We start from the raw sequence: 13,647 nt of genomic DNA, 5'->3' as shown, positions 1-13,647 counted from the left end.
AGTATTTACTCCCCGCTGATAACGCGGGACGCCTAGAAGCGCCCCCCTCTTCACCGCCTAGCGTAACCCTCCGCCGTTCGGTGCCGTCTATGCCGTCTGTGATTTCCCCTAGCCCTGCACCCAATCAAGACCCGCAAATTTCCAACCGGAAATCCGTCCGCGGTGCTGGCTAGCGTCCAATGGTCCCTCAAAGCCCTCCATGACATTGCGACACCGGCGATACCCCACCGCCGTCATCTGTTCTGCAGCCATCCGGCTGCGGCCGCCTGAGCGGCAAATGAAGAAGATCTCCGCGTCCTTCTCCACACCCCTGGCAGTCAGCGCTGCGTCTAGGCGTTCGGTGAAGTCCGGGGCGGTCCGGCCGTCTGGAAATGTCTGCCATTCCATCAGCAAAACGTCCCCATGGACTGTGGAAAGATCCGGAATTCCAACGAACGCCCACTCGGCACGAGTACGAACATCCACAAGAACGGCCTTCGGATCGCCTTCGAGACGCTTCCACGTTTCGAGGACGGATACGTCCTCGACTCCAGAAGCTTCAGGTTTTTCCACTTATCCCCTCACGTCACACGCAGTACTGATAAAGACCCGCGGAAGTATCCCCAGGTAAGGCCCGGAGAATCCCCAGCTGCTCTTGTCGCCGCCATAGCAACGCCAAAGGTTAGTCGCAGGTCTTTATCTATTTTGACGATGCGCTCGCGGTCGCCAATTCTATTGGCCCTCGAACGCTACGCTCGCCTAACTTACCTGTGCGAACGACCGCTTTTACCCCGCTGCCATCCACTGAGAAATTTACTAGCCCTTAACCTTCTTTTCGACAAGCGGCTCCGGTCCCCATTATGGGCGTCCAGCGAGAAGAAAAGTTGTCCACAGGTGTTGGTGACAACGTGAGTCACTTCGCAAGCCCTGTGCATAAACGCCTGACTCATTCGGGATTTTCACCATTGATGATCTCTCGCCAGCCGCGTGGTCGCAGCTGTCACCGACACGTCATTTTTTTTTGGCGCCGGCCGAGAAGCGAGGCTGTGCCCAGCGCCCGTTCACACGCTCAGCGCGCATGATGGGCCCGATTTCAGCAGGTTAATCGCGTTAAAAAAAAACGGGCCCGAAATTGGACCCGCTCTTTACCGGTGCGAATATGCAACAGGGAGGAAAATTGGCCCCTGTTATTCACATGTACGTTACGCGCTCATGGCCTTGACACGCTGAGCGAGCCTGGAAACCTTCCGGCTGGCCGTGCGCTTGTGCATGACGCCCTTCTGGGCGCTGCGGACAAGCAGGGGCTCGGCGGCGGCGAGAGCGGCCTTGGCCTTTGCGGCATCGCCCGAAGCAATAGCCTCTTCGACAGAGCGAACTTCGGTTTTGACGCGCGTGCGGCGGCCCTTGTTCACTTCAGTGCGGCGGATCATCTGGCGCGCGGCTTTTTTCGCCGACGACGTGTTAGCCATAGGTTGTCCTTACGTTGCTACGAATACGCCCGCGCGTTAGCGGAAAGCTAGGCGAGGCGGTGGTTGAAGAAATCTCTCGTCGGCCCAGGATTTTTGGTCCAGGCACACGGTTTGCGGGGGGTATAGCCCTCGGAAAGTGATCGGTCAATGAATCAGCATGATGAAAATGCCCGATTCCTGGCGAAAACCAATGCCGCCGCCGGTCGCAGCGCTTTTCCCTGGCATTTGCGATAAGCGGGAACATGGACGACGATCACTGACACACTTACGTCTTGGGGGGCTTCCAGAGAATGTTGTCGTGGACCGGTTGGCTATTTGCGCTGGCAGCAGCCATTTTTGCGACGATCTTGGCCGCCGCTGCAAACCAGCCGATGTTGCAAATGGCCGCCGTGGCCGTCGTCAGCATCGCAATTGTTCTCATCGCGATCCGCGAGCATCGGCAGCTCAATGACGTCGGTGCCCCCGCAAGTGCCGTTGCAAGTTCGACTGCCCGTTACCTCGCCCTGATATGGGCATGGGGCGGCCTGACGTTGCTGGTGACCTACCTGTTCGTCATCGATGCGCATTGGCGCGAATGGTGGCAGTTCTTCTTAGGGTTTGCTTTCGCAGCCTTGGCGAGCATCGGTTTTTCGTTACTGCTCGATCGCGATCGCGCGGCCGGACGCACCGACGCCACGCTCGTCAAGTTTGGGCGCATTCTGCTGAAAGCGCAGATCGTCGGCATGGTCGCTGGCGTGATCAGCCTCTTCGTCGACGAGAAATTTCCGCGCGCTGAAACCCATGCCGATTGGGCCGGCTGCAACATCTTCTTCTTCGGCGCCCTGGCAATTGCAGCGATCAGCCTCGATGCGATACGCTCGCCCGCCAAAGCGTGAACGAAGATGAGACGCCTCTCTGACCACGGGGACATTCACCCAAAATGACCTTGCGCCCTTCGCTTCCCTGGCTGCTGACGACACTCGCGGTAGCCCTGATCGCCATGTTCTTGGCCGCAGGCGCTCTGCAGAAATTCGAAGCGGCGATGGCCGCTTCGGTCTTCGTATTCGTCATCGTGACGGCGGCAATACGAACGAACGCGCCGGTATGGCGGCCAGCGCCGGACATCGGCGAGATAACGCCGCGTGATGCGATGATCCCAACCATCCGGCTCGTGATGCTGAGCTTTCTGTGGTGCGGTCTCGCCTTCTTCGCGATCTATCTCGGGACCAGCATTCGCTGGCAGCACGGCTGGGAATATGGCTCCGCCATGGTGCTGGTCGCTGGAACCTACGCCTATTACCTGTCGCGTCTGAGAGACCCGCACGACGACTGGTCGAAACCGCAGGCGATCGAGCGCATGGTTCGATTTATGACCTATCAGGCTTTCGCCATCGGGGGCGGACTTGTCTGGCTCATAAGCTCGGGAAAGCTCGCAACGCTCCGCGGCGATTGGGCGGCCAACCAGCTTTTCCTCGCCGGCGGTTTCGCCGTGATGTGCCTCAGCGCCATTATCGTCAAGACCAACAGCGCCCTCGCCGAGCGTCACGCCGCCAACTGACGTCACATCTCACCGCTGACAGCGCGGGCAATAGAATGTCGCGCGCCCCGAGTGGACGGCCCGGCGTATCTCGCCCCCGCACCCGGGTGTTTGGCAGACTGACCCGGCGCGATCGTAAACCCCGAACCTCTCCTGAAACGCCCCGCGCTTTCCATCGGCATGGCGATAATCGCGAAGTGTCGAACCGCCCGCGTCGATCGCGCGTTCGAGCACGTCCCGGATTGCGGGCACCAGCTTGACGGCGCGTTCCGTCGGCGCCCCGCGCCGGTTCGCCAAGGTCGCGGCAGCCCTGTCCGGAGACAGCCCCGCCTGATAGAGCGCTTCCGAAACGTAGATGTTTCCAAGCCCCGCGATGACGTGCTGATCCATCAGAAAGGCCTTGAGATTGACCTTTCTCCCCAGCGCCTTGGACGCCAGATATTCGGCCGACAGCTCCTCGCCGAGCGGCTCGGCACCGAGATCGCGAAAGAGCGCATGCTGCGCACGCTCCCTATGCGCCATCATCACCATGAAGCCGAAGCGTCTCGGATCATTGTAAATGACCTTCGTCCCATCCGAGAGATTGAGCACGACGTGATCGTGCGTGGGATCTGGGCCCGTCCCGTGCGCGTACTGGCCCGGTGTATCGGCGATCCCGTCGTGGACGATCGTGAAGCGCCCTGTCATGCCGAGGTGCATGACGAGATCCTCCCCGCTCGACAGCGACGCGATCAGATATTTCGCGCGGCGCTCGAGCGTGACGATCGACTGCCCGGCGACCCGCCCGGCAAAATTCTCAGGGAATGGAAACCGCAAATCCGGCCGCCGCGCATCGAGCGACTTAACCCGGCGGCCGACGAGAACCGGCGCCAGGCCGCGACGAACGGTTTCGACCTCCGGAAGCTCGGGCATGACGGAAATATTACCTAGTGTTGAGCCGGCGTTGAGGATGAGACGAGCCGACGATAGCGCGCCAACGCGCGAACAGCTATGCTGCGGATATGGATCAGAATTCGCAAACCACAAGCCAGAATACCGGCCAGGGCCCGGCCCACAACGCGTCCGATAACACGGCGTCGTTCGGCTTCCGCGCTGTCCCCGAGACCGAGCGCCAGGGCCTCGTCAACAAGGTCTTCGCCTCCGTCGCCGGCCGTTACGATCTGATGAACGACCTGATGTCGGGTGGCCTGCACCGGCTGTGGAAGCGCGAACTCATCACGATGCTGAACGCGCCGCGCGGCGCGACGCCGTTCAAGCTTCTGGATGTCGCCGGCGGCACCGGCGATATTTCGATCCGTTACGCCAACGACAGCGGACCGAACGCCACCGCCGTCATCTGCGACATCAGTCCCGAGATGCTCGAGGTCGGCCGCCGCCGCATCGCTGACGCAGGCCTGCAAAACCGCATTCAGTGCGTCGAAGGCAACGCCGAGGAATTACCCTTCGAGAGCAGCAGCTTCGACGCCTACACGATCGCGTTCGGCATTCGCAACGTCACCCACATTGATAGGGCGCTCGCCGAAGCCTATCGCGTCTTGAAGCCCGGCGGCCGCTTCCTTTGCCTCGAATTTTCCGAATGCCGCGTCCCGGTTCTGGACCGCCTCTACGACTTTCACTCATTCGAGATCATTCCGCGCCTTGGCCAATTGACGGCCGGAGACGCTGAATCTTATCGCTATCTCGTTGAAAGCATCCGCCGCTTCCCGACCCAGGAGAAATTCGCGGAACTCGTTCGCAATGCCGGGTTTTCCCGCGTCAGCTACCGCAATTTGACGGGCGGCATCGCGGCCATCCACGGCGGCTGGAAGATCTGACGGCAACAATCCAACGGTGTTCTGGCTCGTTCGGTGTGTCTGCAATTGACGCCGCGCGAGACCGTTCATAGTTTTCCAAGCAGGGACGGGAAGAAACTTTTTCTTCCCTAGGAGGAGGTGGGACACATGAAAACAATCACGCTTGCCTGTGCGTTGGCAGTAGCCGCCCTTTCTTTTGGCGCCGGAACCGCGAACGCTGGATGCATGACGAAAGCCGCGGTCGCAACATCGACGTCGGCGGATTCCGCGAAGTGGTTTGCAATGGAAACGATGGTGCAGAACGTCAGCTGGGGTCTCTGGCCTGGCTTCCTCGCAAACGGCGACGTTGCGGGGTACAAGGTCACCAACAAGCAGTACCGGTGCAGCCCCGATGGCGGCATGGTCACCTGCCACGGCCGCGCGACCTTCTGCGCGAAATAAGCCGACTGAAATTTGGAATTCCCGAAGCGCCCGTGTTTCGACGCGGGCGCTTTTCGTTTGCGCGGCGGCCAGCCCCGCGTTGTATGGCAACCTCGTCGCCGCGCTTCGCAATGGCGCAGGATATTTAACCGTCTTTACCCGATACATGAGGTTCGCTTGACCTAGACCCATTGCGGCGCAATGTGGCCTGAGGCCAGCTATCGACCCACGAACCAGGACCACGAAATCGAAGTCATGCCCGGAGCGATCCTTAACACGCTAAGACTCGCGCGCGCCGGGTTTGTGCTTGCACAGTATGGAGTTCGCTTCGTGCCGGCAGGCGTGCCGGTACCGCTGCCGCTCAAGATTGCGCGCGCGGCAACGCTGCCCATCGAATTCCTGTCGGCGCCCTTTCAAAAAAGCGTACCGCGATCAACCCGCGTCGCAACCGCGCTGACGAAGCTCGGCCCGAGCTATGTCAAGCTCGGACAGTTCTTGGCGACCCGCGCCGACGTTATCGGCCCCGAGCTGTCGGCGGATTTGCGCCACCTCCAGGACAAGGCCGAACCCTTCTCGATGGCGGAAGCCCGCGAGACCGTCGAGCGCGCACTCGGCGGCAAGCTTGAAGATCACTTCATCGAGTTTGGCCCGCCCGTCGCCGCTGCCTCGATCGCCCAAGTCCACAAGGCCTACGTGCTCGAAAACGGCATCAGGAAAGCCGTCGCCGTCAAAATCCTGCGACCGAATATCGAGAAGCGCTTCAATCGCGACCTCGACAGCTACTATTTCGCGGCGCAGATGATCGAACGCTTTTACCCGCCCGCGCGGCGTTTGAAGCCCGTCGCCGTCGTCGATAATTTGAAGCATACGACCGCGCTCGAAATGGATCTCCGTCTCGAGGCCGCCGCGATTTCCGAGATGGCCGCGAACACCACCGAGGACGATGGCTTTCGCGTTCCGACGATCGATTGGAAACGTACGGCGAAGCGCGTGCTGACCGTCGAATGGATCGACGGCACACCGATCGCGCATCGCGAAACGCTGCAGGCAAAAGGCTTCGACACCTCCGCGCTCGGCCAGACTGTGTTGCGATCGTTCCTCCGCCACGCCATGCGCGACGGCTTCTTTCATGCCGACATGCATCAGGGAAACCTGTTCGTCGATGACAAGGGCATGGTCGTCGCCGTCGACTTCGGCATCATGGGCCGGCTTGGCCTCGCCGAGCGTCGTTTCCTCGCCGAGATCCTGCACGGCCTCATCACGCGCGACTATCATCGCGCCGCCGCCATCCACTTTGAAGCGGGTTACGTTCCGCCCCATCACACGGTTGAGGAATTTGCGCAGGCGATGCGCGCCATCGGCGAGCCCATCCAGGGACGGACGGCAGAAGAAATTTCGATGGCCGATCTACTCGGCCAGCTTTTCGCCTACACCGAAGTCTTCGACATGGAGACCCGGCCGGAACTGATCCTGCTGCAAAAGAGCATGGTCATCGTCGAAGGCGTCGCGCGTGACCTCGATCCGTCGCTCAACGTCTGGGTTGCAGCGGAACCCGTCGCCAAGGAATGGATGGAAGCCAACCTTTCGCCGCTCGGCCGCCTCCGCGAGGCGGGACGCGGCGCTGAATCCATCGGCGAAGTTCTGCTGAAGACGCCGGCCCTTCTCCAAAATCTTGCTCAGGCGATCACCGGCTATTCCGAAATGGCGCGCTCCGGCGTGCGCCTTGACGATCAGACGATCGAAAACATCGCGTCTCGCTCCAAGCGGAGCCGCGCCGCCGATGTCGCGCTCTGGATCGGCGCCCTGAGCCTCGCCGTCATTGCCATAAAACTTTTCGGCTTTTTCTGATCCGGAACGCCACTACCGTTTCGCCTTGCGTGGCCCGACAAGATGCGTGCCGTGCGCAATCGCGGCCGTCGCCCGCATCGCCGCAGCGATATAGACGACCTCCGCTATCTCAGCTTCCGTCACGCCGGCATTCTCCGCATTGGTGCGATGAACTTCCAGGCTGTACGGACACTGCGTCGCAAGCGCCACGCCAAGCGCGATCAATTCCTTGTAGCGCCGCGGAATAGCTCCAGGCGCCATCGCTGCCCGGTCGAAATTTTCGAACGCGGCCATCGTCGTCGCAGAGAGATTACGAAGATGCGGCAGATTGGATAAATTGGCGATATCATACATTTTGCAGTCTCCCTCGATCGGGGTCACTCGACCTGCCGATTTGCAAAGAAGCCTCGTAACGTTTGCGTCGAAGGTCAAGCCGCCGTCGCAGGGAGAGGACCAAGGAGAGAAAGATGGCAGACGCCCGGCCGCCGCTACCACCGTTCACGCGCGAAACTGCAATACAGAAAGTCCGTGGAGCCGAAGACGGATGGAACTCCCGCGACCCCCATAAAGTGTCGCTCGCCTATACAGTCGACAGCCGCTGGCGCAATCGCGCCGAATTTCCCGTCGGCCGCGAACAGATCGTCGAATTTCTGACGCGTAAATGGAACCGCGAGCTCGACTATCGCCTGATCAAGGAGCTCTGGACCTTCGCCGACAATCGCATCGCCGTCCGCTTCGCCTACGAATTCCGCGACGACAGCTTTCAATGGTACCGATCATACGGAAACGAGAACTGGGAATTCGATTCGAACGGTCTGATGCGGCTGCGTTACGCCAGCATCAACGACCTCAGAATCTCGGAAAGCGATCGCAAATTCCATTGGCCGCTCGGACCCCGCCCCGCCGATCATCCGGGGCTTTCCGATCTCGGGCTTTAGAACGCAATCGAGAAGAGAACGCGCGGCGCCGCGCAATTTCCGGCGCCGCTTTTTTTTATCGCGAACTCACTGCGGGCCGGGTCGCCGGCGTCCGCACAATGAAGCCGAGAAGGAAAATAGTGCCCGCAGTAATGCCGTAGGCGATCAGCTGCATGCCCGTTGGCTTGGCCATATAACCGATCAAGATGTGCAGGATCTGTCCCACCCAGCTCTTTTCCGACAGAAGCCACGACGTATCCCAAACCGGCGTGTCGAGAACATTGAGAAGACCGGCGCTAGAAAGCTGCGCGACCGCGGACGCGGCAAGGCCCGCAGCGAGCAGCGTCACCAGAACACCGGTTACCGAGAACATCCGCTTCAACGGTATCGCGGCAAGCCCGAAATAAAGCACCATGGACACGGCGGCGCCGAGCGCCAGCCCAATCACCGAACCGAGCAGCAGTTGGCCCGCCGTTTCCGTTCCACCCATGATGATGCCGGTCATGAAGAGCACGACCTCGCTGCCCTCGCGCATGACCGCGATGGCAACGGCCGCTCCAAGTGCAAATAGTGATCGGCGTCCTGCGGTCACATCGTTTCCGAGTTGCCTCAACTGCTGCGTCATCTCGCGCGCGTGTTGCGCCATCCAGACGACGTGCCAAGCGAGCATCACGACTGCAAAAAGCAGAATTGCCGCGATGAAAATTTCATGTCCGCGTCCATCGAACGCGTTCGAGATGCCGGCCGCGAAGAATGCGACAACGGCTGACCCGGCAATTCCAGCGAGAACGCCGAGAGACACCGCTCCGCCCCGCCCGATCACGCCACGCGAAGCGGCAAGCACCACGCCGATAATCAGACCAGCTTCGAGAACTTCGCGGAAAACGAGAACGAGCGCGGCAAGCATGGGCAATTACTCCGCTACGATGTGGCCCAACGCCGAATCCTGGTGAAATTCGCCGAAGAACATGTAGGTGCCGGGCTTCAGCGGCTTCAGCCTTATGATCGCGCTGCTGTTGCCGGCGATGATTTTTTCGAATCCGAGTTCGTAGCTTTCGAACTCTTCCGGGGTAGCGTCCAGGTTCTTGACCGTGATCTTGATCGGTTTCCCGACCGGCAGTTTCAGCGAGTCCGGCTGGAACTTGTGGTCTTTGATGGAGATCTCGACCGCGTGTTCTTCCTCGGCAGCCTGACCGTCAGACGCGGAAATCCAAACTCCGCCAACGGCGACGGCAGCGACGGCAAGTGCGGAAATGAAAGCGCGAATGCGCGCGCCGATACGCGAGGAGAAAGAAGTGCTCATTGCAACTCCCAATAGGTCAGGATTCAAGGTCCCGAGATCAGGTTCAGCGGCCACGTAGAGCCAAGTAGCCAATAATAGTCAAGAATTTTCGCCCCTAAGAGGGTGGCGAGAATTTTACGAATTCGTGAGGTCGGGGAAGAGATTTCGCGGTTATCCGGCGTTGCCATTTTTTGGCCAGGAGGATGCGGTGCATATGCAGCGCGGGAATAGGTATCCAACGAGGATTGGCTATGTACTCCCGCGCTTCCCATTCGACCGATGCATTCCCCTCCTACGAGCTGGGAGACGTGCTTTCACGGGCCGAAGAGCCCGAAGAAGCTTTCTATGCCGGCGAGCCGATCTCCACGCCGCCGCCGAAGCGCGGCAATCCGGTCCGGAAATTATATTTATTCTTGTTCGTAGTGCTGGCCGCAGGTTGGGGCCTCACGCATTTTGGCGCCCCGGTGCAGCAGTGGGTTGAGAGCGCCCAGCAGATTATTTCGACTGCGATGACCGCGAGACAACCGGCCCCACCGCTTGAACCGGTGCCGGCCCACGATGTGGCGACTGCTGAAAATTCGTCTCCTCTGCCGCCGACGCCGCCGCCCGAGACACATTCTCAGTCGTTGCCCGAAGTCGTCATCGCTGAACCGCCGGGCGCTGGAACGGCTTCCCAATCTTGGGAGACGAACACCGACGCAGCAACGGCCGGCGCATCATCGCCACCGGCCACGCCGGCCGATCCCTATCGCAAGCGCGCGGAAGCTGCAGGACTTCATCCCGATCTCTCGCACGTGCTCTTGGCGCGCCTGACCGCAACGGATTATCGCAATGCCGCCTTCGCCATCGACAAGGCAGTTAAAACGGTCCCGGACGATGGGAATTTTGCGTGGCCTCGCTCCGGCAAGAGCGGCGTCGCCGTCTTCGATGTTCATTTCGTGCCGGGTGCCGGACGCGACTGCCGCCGCTACGTCGTGACCGTGACCAAGGATCGATGGACGACGACCGCGCTCCCGATGGAACGCTGCGGTGTTAAACTCGCATCCCGCGGTCAGAAGAAGGAACAGTCCGTCGAGTGACGCGCGGCGTCAGGGGCCCTGAAGACCGAACGCCAGGCGCAACTTTTTACGCAAGTTCGAGTCTTTGGATTTGTCGCCCGCTTTGCCGAGAGCTGGACCACCGTACGTCGCATACAAGAAGTCGCGAACCTCGGGAGCCCGGTCGTATTGATGGACGGCAGCCGGAACCGCTCCCTTCGCAGTCACCAGAACCCCGTCCTTCACCTTGAGGAATTTGGTGTTCCGGCCTGAAAGCGTCGCGATCGCACCGTCAAAAGGGATCACGATGGAAGACGGCGCAAGATTGAGACGGGCCACGACATTCGTCGTCGCTTGATCGACGCCCGAACGCATATGATGTCTGCGCCCGATCAACTGACCGAGGAGCAATTTCTCCCACAAGTACATGATCGCGTCGCCGTGCCGTGCGAGCACCGTGCCGCTGCAAATGACTTCATGATGCCTGATGCGCTCGTACACGTCCGGGCCGAATGTTCTCCGGATCGCATTGCCGTTCCATCCCGCAACGTCGTGTGAGAAGCCTTCGCCCTCTTCGCAAAAAATCACCGGCGCATCGGGCAGAGCCTGAAAGATGTCGGCCTGAAATACGACGTCCCGCGTATCCGCCAGAAACACCCGCTCCACTTGGCCCGTGAGGGCCTGCAAAACGGCGATGTAATCGGCAACACGCGCGAAGTTCATATGCGGCCGACCGAGGCCGGGCGAGCCTGGATCCAACAGATAATCGACGCCCTCGGCTTCAAGTGCTTTGCCGAGTTCCGCGTCATCGTTGACGACGAGAAGAATACGGCAGTCGTGAAATTTCCGCGCTGACCGAACAAACGGCCTCAAGTCCGCGATGCTGTAGTTACGCCCAATCCCGAGAATGAGATTCTTGCCGGACCCGTGCCGCAATTTGATCTGAGGCCTTAGCCGAACGAGCTCGCTGCGGAGCCAACGGGCATAAAGTTTCGACCAGATATAGTCGAGCATTCCGTGAGACATCCTAACCAAGCCGGCCCATCACCCTGCAATTCGTTGGCGCGAGTTCTAAACGCCGCCGGTAACGATGCAAAGTGAACTCCGGTGAAATCAGAGCGGATAGACGAAACCCGATTTGCCGACGAGCTCAAAAACAAAAACGCGCCCCTGGCACGAGGCACAGGGGCGCGTTTGAATACGATCGATAGAGGTGATTGACTTCGTTTGATTTTAGAAAGTTCACATGACGTCTCGGCAGACCTGGCAACGACCTACTCTCCCGCGTCTTAAGACGAAGTACCATCGGCGCAGGGGCGTTTCACGGCCGAGTTCGGAATGGGATCGGGTGCAGCCACCCCGCCATAATCACCAGGTCAGCGGAGACGTCATATGACTTCTATGTCTGGTCTAATTCTGGATGCTAATGCCTACGCCCATCGGAGCGGCTGAGCCTTTATGCGCCTCTAGGCGCAAGCGTCCAAGCGGACGCTGGCACAAGTGCCGCCCTGCCGGACCGCGTCGCGTTTTTGCGCGACAAGCGGTGTGAGGCAAAACGATGAGCATTGCTAAATGAGAGCAATCAAGCCAATCGAGTTATTAGTACCGGTAAGCTACACGCCTTGCAGCGCTTCCACACCCGGCCTATCAACGTGGTGGTCTTCCACGACTCTCGAGGGAGAACTCGTTTTGAGGTGGGTTTCCCGCTTAGATGCTTTCAGCGGTTATCCCGTCCGTACATAGCTACCCTGCTGTGCCGTTGGCACGACAACAGGTCCACCAGAGGTACGTCCATCCCGGTCCTCTCGTACTAAGGACAGATCCTCTCAATTCTCCTACACCTACGGCAGATAGGGACCGAACTGTCTCGCGACGTTCTGAACCCAGCTCACGTACCACTTTAAATGGCGAACAGCCATACCCTTGGGACCTGCTCCAGCCCCAGGATGTGATGAGCCGACATCGAGGTGCCAAACGACGCCGTCGATATGGACTCTTGGGCGTCATCAGCCTGTTATCCCCGGCGTACCTTTTATCCGTTGAGCGATGGCCCTCTCACAAAGAACCACCGGATCACTATGACCGTCTTTCGACTCTGCTCGACTTGTCAGTCTTGCAGTCAGGCTGGCTTATGCCATTGCACTCGACGATTGATTTCCGACCAATCTGAGCCAACCTTCGTACGCCTCCGTTACGATTTAGGAGGCGACCGCCCCAGTCAAACTGCCCACCATGCGCTGTCCCGGATCCGGATAACGGACCGCGGTTAGACAACCATAATCACTAGGGTGGTATTTCACATTTCGGCTCCGCCCGAGCTAGCGCCCAGGTTTCATAGCCTACCACCTATCCTACACAAGCAGTCACGATTGCCAGTGCAAAGTTGCAGTAAAGGTGCACGGGGTCTTTCCGTCTAACCGCAGGAACCCCGCATCTTCACGGGGAATTCAATTTCACTGAGTGTGTGCTGGAGACAGTGGGGAAGTCGTTACGCCATTCGTGCAGGTCGGAACTTACCCGACAAGGAATTTCGCTACCTTAGGACCGTTATAGTTACGGCCGCCGTTTACTGGGGCTTCGATTCAAGGCTTGCACCTCTCCTCTTAACCTTCCAGCACCGGGCAGGCGTCAGGCCATATACGTCGTCGTTGGACTTAGCATAGCCCTGTGTTTTAGGTAAACAGTCGCCACCCCCTAGTTTGTGTCCTGCCCTTCCGGTTGCCCGAAAAGACAGCCTGCTTCTCCCGAAGTTACGCAGGTAATTTGCCGAGTTCCTTCAGCACACTTCGCTCAAGCGCCTTGGTATTCTCTACCAGTCCACCTGTGTCGGTTTCGGGTACGGTCTACGTGGGGGCTATTTCCAGGGACACATTCGCTGCCTCGGCAATCCAATAAGCCTCGACAACTTGCTGCATCCGTCACACACCCACTGGCCCACGAATATTAACGTGGTTCCCATCGACTACGGCTTTCGCCCTCGCCTTAGGGGCCGGCTAACCCTGCGCAGATTAACTTTACGCAGGAACCCTTGGACTTTCGGCGGAAGTGTTTCTCACACTTCTTTCGTTACTCATGTCTGCATTCGCACTTCCGATACCTCCAGGAGCCCTCACGGGTCTCCCTTCACAGGCTTACGGAACGCTCCGCTACCGCGTGCATTGCTGCACACCCGCGTCTTCGGTACACTGCTTTAGCCCCGTTACATTTTCGGCGCAGGAACCCTTGTTTAGACCAGTGAGCTGTTACGCTTTCTTTAAATGATGGCTGCTTCTAAGCCAACATCCTGGTTGTTATGGGATTCCCACATCCTTTCACACTTAGCAGTGATTTAGGGACCTTAGACGGCGATCAGGGTTGTTTCCCTCTTCACGACGGACGTTAGCACCCGCCGTGTGTCTCCCAGATAG

General features: G+C 59.4%; 14 protein-coding genes and 2 rRNA genes (1 of these 16 cut by a window edge). 7 read left to right on the top strand and 9 right to left on the bottom strand.

What is annotated here, in order from left to right; translation table 11 throughout:
- Positions 1–108: 108 nt before the first annotated feature.
- On the bottom strand, positions 109–552 hold the full coding sequence (locus AACL53_RS21980) for a rhodanese-like domain-containing protein (RefSeq protein WP_339086836.1): 444 nt from the start codon (positions 550–552) through the stop codon (positions 109–111).
- Positions 553–1,181: 629 nt separating this feature from the next.
- The gene (gene rpsT, locus AACL53_RS21975; RefSeq protein WP_092862473.1) at positions 1,182–1,448 is read right to left on the bottom strand and encodes a 30S ribosomal protein S20; all 267 of its coding nucleotides are present in this window, start codon (positions 1,446–1,448) and stop codon (positions 1,182–1,184) included.
- 290 nt (positions 1,449–1,738) lie between these two features.
- Here rpsT and AACL53_RS21970 point away from each other — a divergent pair, with 290 nt between their 5' ends.
- Together AACL53_RS21970 and AACL53_RS21965 are read left to right on the top strand one after the other, a co-directional pair.
- A complete protein-coding gene (locus tag AACL53_RS21970) occupies positions 1,739–2,323 on the top strand; it encodes a hypothetical protein (RefSeq protein ID WP_339086835.1) in 585 nt (194 codons plus the stop codon).
- 44 nt (positions 2,324–2,367) lie between these two features.
- Entirely contained in the window at positions 2,368–2,985 is a 618-nt protein-coding gene (locus AACL53_RS21965; RefSeq protein ID WP_339086834.1) for a hypothetical protein, read from the top strand.
- Positions 2,986–2,994: 9 nt separating this feature from the next.
- Here AACL53_RS21965 and mutM read toward each other — a convergent pair whose 3' ends face one another.
- A complete protein-coding gene (gene mutM, locus AACL53_RS21960) occupies positions 2,995–3,876 on the bottom strand; it encodes a bifunctional DNA-formamidopyrimidine glycosylase/DNA-(apurinic or apyrimidinic site) lyase (RefSeq protein WP_339086832.1) in 882 nt (293 codons plus the stop codon).
- 89 nt (positions 3,877–3,965) lie between these two features.
- Here mutM and ubiE point away from each other — a divergent pair, with 89 nt between their 5' ends.
- The 3 genes from ubiE to ubiB all read left to right on the top strand — a co-directional run bounded on the left by ubiE (position 3,966) and on the right by ubiB (position 7,025).
- Positions 3,966–4,778, top strand: coding sequence for a bifunctional demethylmenaquinone methyltransferase/2-methoxy-6-polyprenyl-1,4-benzoquinol methylase UbiE (ubiE, locus tag AACL53_RS21955; RefSeq protein ID WP_339086830.1), 813 nt, complete (start codon positions 3,966–3,968; stop codon positions 4,776–4,778).
- Positions 4,779–4,904: 126 nt separating this feature from the next.
- Positions 4,905–5,198, top strand: coding sequence for a hypothetical protein (locus AACL53_RS21950; RefSeq protein ID WP_339086828.1), 294 nt, complete (start codon positions 4,905–4,907; stop codon positions 5,196–5,198).
- Positions 5,199–5,432: 234 nt separating this feature from the next.
- A complete protein-coding gene (ubiB, locus tag AACL53_RS21945; RefSeq protein ID WP_339086827.1) occupies positions 5,433–7,025 on the top strand; it encodes a 2-polyprenylphenol 6-hydroxylase in 1,593 nt (530 codons plus the stop codon).
- Between the two features lie 12 nt (positions 7,026–7,037).
- Here ubiB and AACL53_RS21940 read toward each other — a convergent pair whose 3' ends face one another.
- Positions 7,038–7,358, bottom strand: coding sequence for a carboxymuconolactone decarboxylase family protein (locus tag AACL53_RS21940; protein ID WP_045838265.1), 321 nt, complete (start codon positions 7,356–7,358; stop codon positions 7,038–7,040).
- Between the two features lie 113 nt (positions 7,359–7,471).
- On the opposite strand from AACL53_RS21940, the gene AACL53_RS21935 reads away from it, so the two are divergent.
- Entirely contained in the window at positions 7,472–7,942 is a 471-nt protein-coding gene (locus tag AACL53_RS21935; protein WP_339086825.1) for a nuclear transport factor 2 family protein, read from the top strand.
- A gap of 55 nt (positions 7,943–7,997) precedes the next feature.
- On the opposite strand, the gene AACL53_RS21930 is transcribed toward AACL53_RS21935, so the two are convergent.
- Positions 7,998–8,828 carry an FTR1 family protein gene (locus AACL53_RS21930; protein ID WP_339086823.1) on the bottom strand — a complete coding sequence of 277 codons (831 nt, stop codon included), beginning with the start codon at positions 8,826–8,828 and terminating at the stop codon, positions 7,998–8,000.
- A gap of 6 nt (positions 8,829–8,834) precedes the next feature.
- Positions 8,835–9,224 (bottom strand): cupredoxin domain-containing protein, encoded by a 390-nt coding sequence (locus tag AACL53_RS21925; RefSeq protein WP_339086822.1) that lies wholly within the window; start codon positions 9,222–9,224, stop codon positions 8,835–8,837.
- A gap of 230 nt (positions 9,225–9,454) precedes the next feature.
- Between AACL53_RS21925 and AACL53_RS21920 the strand changes: the two genes are divergently transcribed.
- Positions 9,455–10,282, top strand: coding sequence for a hypothetical protein (locus tag AACL53_RS21920; protein WP_339086820.1), 828 nt, complete (start codon positions 9,455–9,457; stop codon positions 10,280–10,282).
- Between the two features lie 9 nt (positions 10,283–10,291).
- Here AACL53_RS21920 and AACL53_RS21915 read toward each other — a convergent pair whose 3' ends face one another.
- From AACL53_RS21915 to AACL53_RS21905, 3 genes are all read right to left on the bottom strand, one after another.
- Positions 10,292–11,254 carry a hypothetical protein gene (locus AACL53_RS21915; RefSeq protein ID WP_339086818.1) on the bottom strand — a complete coding sequence of 321 codons (963 nt, stop codon included), beginning with the start codon at positions 11,252–11,254 and terminating at the stop codon, positions 10,292–10,294.
- Between the two features lie 247 nt (positions 11,255–11,501).
- A 5S ribosomal RNA gene (rrf, locus tag AACL53_RS21910) occupies positions 11,502–11,616 on the bottom strand.
- A gap of 202 nt (positions 11,617–11,818) precedes the next feature.
- A 23S ribosomal RNA gene (locus tag AACL53_RS21905) occupies positions 11,819–13,647 on the bottom strand (it continues 964 nt past the right edge of the window).

It is taken from the genome of Hyphomicrobium sp. ghe19 (assembly GCF_902712875.1).
Taxonomy (GTDB): domain Bacteria; phylum Pseudomonadota; class Alphaproteobacteria; order Rhizobiales; family Hyphomicrobiaceae; genus Hyphomicrobium_B.
This window is presented reverse-complemented; position numbering and strand designations above follow the sequence as displayed.